This is a genomic window from Nitrobacter sp. 62-13, assembly GCF_001896955.1.
In the GTDB taxonomy this organism is placed as follows: Bacteria; Pseudomonadota; Alphaproteobacteria; order Rhizobiales; family Xanthobacteraceae; genus Nitrobacter.
Map to the genome: position 1 here is coordinate 4,026 of NZ_MKRN01000134.1, position 3,836 is coordinate 7,861.

4 protein-coding genes and 1 pseudogene are annotated in these 3,836 nt (G+C 60.9%); 2 read left to right on the top strand and 3 right to left on the bottom strand.

Annotated elements, in window-relative coordinates; genetic code table 11:
* A partial coding sequence (locus BGN91_RS10125) for a GNAT family N-acetyltransferase (RefSeq protein WP_292612767.1) occupies nt 1–380 on the bottom strand: 380 nt, incomplete at its 3' end.
* 266 nt (nt 381–646) lie between these two features.
* Here BGN91_RS10125 and BGN91_RS10130 point away from each other — a divergent pair.
* Together BGN91_RS10130 and BGN91_RS10135 are read left to right on the top strand one after the other, a co-directional pair.
* Nucleotides 647–1,150 (top strand): GNAT family N-acetyltransferase, encoded by a 504-nt coding sequence (locus BGN91_RS10130; protein ID WP_292612769.1) that lies wholly within the window; start codon nt 647–649, stop codon nt 1,148–1,150.
* Nucleotides 1,151–1,389: 239 nt separating this feature from the next.
* The gene (locus BGN91_RS10135; RefSeq protein WP_292612771.1) at nt 1,390–1,686 is read left to right on the top strand and encodes an AlpA family phage regulatory protein; all 297 of its coding nucleotides are present in this window, start codon (nt 1,390–1,392) and stop codon (nt 1,684–1,686) included.
* Here the strand turns inward: BGN91_RS10135 and BGN91_RS10140 are convergent.
* Both BGN91_RS10140 and BGN91_RS10145 read right to left on the bottom strand, forming a co-directional pair.
* Entirely contained in the window at nt 1,616–2,899 is a 1,284-nt protein-coding gene (locus BGN91_RS10140) for a tyrosine-type recombinase/integrase (protein WP_292612773.1), read from the bottom strand. The two genes, BGN91_RS10135 and BGN91_RS10140, sit on opposite strands and share 71 nt — an antisense overlap.
* Nucleotides 2,900–3,193: 294 nt before the next feature.
* Nucleotides 3,194–3,836 (bottom strand): annotated as a pseudogene (locus BGN91_RS10145) (GMP synthase (glutamine-hydrolyzing)); the annotation flags it as partial.

Consider the following 3,836-nt stretch of genomic DNA (forward strand, 5'->3'; position numbering starts at 1 on the left):
GCAGCCGTGTTGTCGGAACGGACGTGAGCGACGACCTCGCCGGCGCCGAGCGCACGTGCCTTGGCAAATGCGTGGTGGACCAGTGCGGTGCCAATGCGGCGACGTTTCAGATCCGACCTCACGATTAGCGCGAACTCCCATTGCCCGGGGGCGAACTTAGCGAGCATACCGACGCCGACCAATGATCGGCCGTTCCATGCGCCGATGGCGCGGCAGTCGGGGATGCGGGGAGCAAGGAGCGGCCAAAGACTCTCCGCCTCGACCGGAAACCCGAAGCGCGCGCGCACATCGCCGATATCCAGCTTCGACACGAACTCGGAGAAGTCGGACCTCGGCGGGAGCGGTGCGAACTGCAATGAGTTGCCTAGCGCATTCGGCATGAAAGGAGTCCGCCTTGGGAACTCCGGGATCATTGCCGCCATCGCCCGTGCACCGCGACCGCATAATCTGCGCGTGCAGGAGAGCAAAACTCATCCGCCAACGAGGTGAGTGTAGGTCTCTCAAGGTTGAGTAGTTTTCGCCCGCGAGAGCGGGGGCGCACGCATACGGTATTGGCGACCGTCCGGTGCAGGATGGGATTGGGACTGAGCGGGAAACAACACAAGACATGCGGGCAGAAACCTCAGCACCTCGCCGGAGTGGCACGATGCATGTTCGGCGGGCAGACCCCGCAGATGCTGAGGTCATAGGCCGGCTGATAAGATCGCTCGCGGCTTACGAAGGGCATGCTGCCGAAGTCCGATTCAGCGACAGCCAGTTGCGCCGAGCGCTATCCGGCGACGTGCCGCGGTTGCATGCATTGCTCGCCGAGCGCCGCGGCGAAATCATCGGCATGCTTACCTATACGGTCGACTTCGCTATCTGGGTGGGAGGCGATGTCGTTCGGGTGGACGATGTGTTCGTCTCGGAATCCGCCCGGCGAAAAGGCGTCGGAACGGCGCTGTTCGACGGACTGGCTCGCATATGCGCAGCGGCCGGCATGACAGCGAGATGGGAAATCGAGTCGGCTAATGCCAGCGCGCAGGCGTTCTACCGCAGCCTTGGCGTCGATATCGGCCCGAAGATCATTGCGCGCTGGAGTAAGCACGCGATCCGAGAACGTGCGGATAGCTCGGCGACGGCGTCGACCATCGTCTCCAATCGACAATAGCGATGTCGACCATACTGCTCACCAACGTGCACCAATATGTCGAGCCGGGCGTTCGAACTGGCGACCTATGCATTCGGAGGGTCACACCTCTTTAGGAGAGATGTCTCGCGATCACGAAGCCGAGGCACCTTTCTATTTGTACGCCACAGTATCCGCCTGTCTGCGCGCTGACTTTCGCTCCTTCCCTTTCGGCGTCTATCGCGCTCATTTCCTCGAGAAGACGAACTGAGGAAATGATGATGGCTGACCGCAATAGCACGCCGATGAAGCGGACCATCCGCCGACAGCAACTGCGCGAAATCGTCCCACTTGCCGACAGCACGATCTACGAGATGGAACAGCGCGGCGAGTTCCCGCGCCGTTTTGCGCTCTCGCCGAGATGCGTGGTCTGGGACCTGGCCGAAGTCGAGGCCTGGCTAGCGTCGCGTCGATCAGCCCCAATCGGCCGTGCGCAGGCTCCCGACGTCAGGCAACGGCGGTCGCGCCCGGTTCGAGAGCCGGATCGGGCTCAAGCAGCGGCATCGAAGGCGGGATGAGCACCGGGACGCGCTTCTTCCCAGCGACCCAGGCGTCGATGATGTCCGACCACTCCTGCATCATGTGGCGACGCTGAACTTCGTACTCCGCCTTGTTATAGACGCCGCGCGAAGAACGACCATCCTCGTGGGCAAGACACTTCTCGATCCAGTCGCTGTTGAAGCCCAGCTCGTTGAGCAGCGTGGATCCTGTCCTTCGCAGATCATGAACCGTGAATGGCTCGAGTGGCAGACCTTCCTTCTTCGCCAGTTCAACAACCGAGTAGGTTACCCGGTTGAACGTCGCGCGCGACATCGGCGCATCCGCGTCGTACCGCGACGGCAACAGGTATCGCGAATTCCCTGCGCAGGTCTTCAGCGCGATCATGATGTCGAGTGTCTGCCGCGACAGATAAACGTTGTGCGCCTTCGAACGCTTCATGCGTTCCTTCGGAATCGTCCACACGGCATTCTCGAAATCGACCTCATCCCAAGTCGCGTCCTGCAACTCGCTCTTGCGAACCATCGTCTGCAGATAGAGGCGCATGCCGAGCCGGATGGTCGGTAGGGTCGCCACCTTCTCGATCAGCTTGAGCATGATTCTGATCTCGGTTGGCGAGAGCGAGCGGTCCTTGGGCACGAAAGTAGCGATGGAAGACGGCCCCACATCGTCAGCGGGGTTGGCGATCTTCTCGCCGTGCAAGATCGCGAAGCCGTAGATCTGCTTGACGATGTCGCGGACGTGGATTGCCGTAGCGGGCGCGCCCCGCTCGACAATCGCCCCGCAAAGAGCCCGGAGATCGTCCGGTGTGATCTCGGTCAGCAGTCTGTTGCGCCACTTGGGCAGCAGCTCGCGCTCGAAGATCGACCGGCGCATCGCCCGCGTGCTGTCCGCCATCGTCGGCGCCGCGGTCAGCCACTTCTCGCCGAACTCGCCAAAGCTCTTCGCTTCCAGGAGCCGGCGCTTCTCCCGCTGCTTTTCGATCGCCGGCGATCGTCCCTCGCTGATCGCCCGCCTGGCATCGATGCACAGCTCTCGTGCTCGAGCGAGCGACAGCCCCGCGGGGCCGTACTTGCCGAAGGTGACGGTCTCGCGCCGCCCATTCATCCGGTAGTCCAGCCGAAACGTGAGTGTCCCGGATGGCTTCACCAGCACGTACATGCCATCCCGGTCCGTCACCTTATAAATTTTGTCTTTTGGTTTCAGGTGCTTAAGGGCTGCATCCGTCAACATTTTGGCCGTCTCCTCGTAAAAAGACCGTCAGGCCATTTTTGGGCGTCCTCGCGACAAAATCTCTTTTTCTTACAGCAAGTTAGATCGAAAAAAAGACCGTCAGAGGCCATTCAGACTCTGACGGTATCGGACGAAATCGGATTTCGCAATGGGGAGCCGGACCGTCAGGGAGTACGTCAGCGGCGATCTCTGCCGGCCGATAGCCCCCGAACGTCTTTGGACGATTTTATTTTACCTATCAGTGTGTTATGGAGTGTTCCGGGATGCCGACGGATAGCGCCGGATGGGCCTGAATCATTCCCACTCGATCGTACCCGGCGGCTTCGACGTCACGTCGTAAACGACACGGTTGACGCCAGTCACCTCGTTGATGATGCGGGTTGCGGTTTCGCCTAGGAATTTCATGTCGAACGGATAGAAGTCAGCGGTCATGCCGTCGGTCGAGGTTACCGCGCGCAGGCCAACCACATATTCGTAGGTACGCCCATCTCCCATCACGCCGACCGTCTTGACCGGCAACAGCACCGCGAACGCCTGCCAGATCTCGTCGTAGAGCTGGGCTTTACGGATCTGGTCGATGTAGATGGCGTCGGCCTCGCGCAGGATGTCGAGCTTTTCGCGGGTGATCTCGCCGGGGCATCGGATCGCAAGGCCTGGCCCCGGAAATGGATGGCGGCCGACGAAAACCTCCGGCAACCCGAGTTCGCGTCCCAACACGCGGACCTCGTCCTTGAACAGTTCGCGCAACGGCTCGACCAGCTTCATGTTCATGCGGGCCGGTAGCCCGCCGACGTTGTGGTGCGACTTGATCGTCACCGACGGGCCGCCGGTGAACGACACGCTCTCAATCACATCGGGGTAAAGCGTACCTTGAGCGAGGAAGTCAGCGCCGCCGATTTTTTTCGCTTCCGCCTCGAACACATCGATGAAAAGACGA

Excerpts from the sequence above, each read along its gene's own strand:
- BGN91_RS10130 (WP_292612769.1), top strand. The coding sequence starts at position 647 with ATGCATGTTCGGCGGGCAGACCCCGCAGATGCTGAGGTCATAGGCCGG.
- BGN91_RS10135 (WP_292612771.1), top strand. The coding sequence starts at position 1,390 with ATGGCTGACCGCAATAGCACGCCGATGAAGCGGACCATCCGCCGACAG.
- BGN91_RS10140 (WP_292612773.1), bottom strand. The coding sequence starts at position 2,899 with ATGTTGACGGATGCAGCCCTTAAGCACCTGAAACCAAAAGACAAAATT.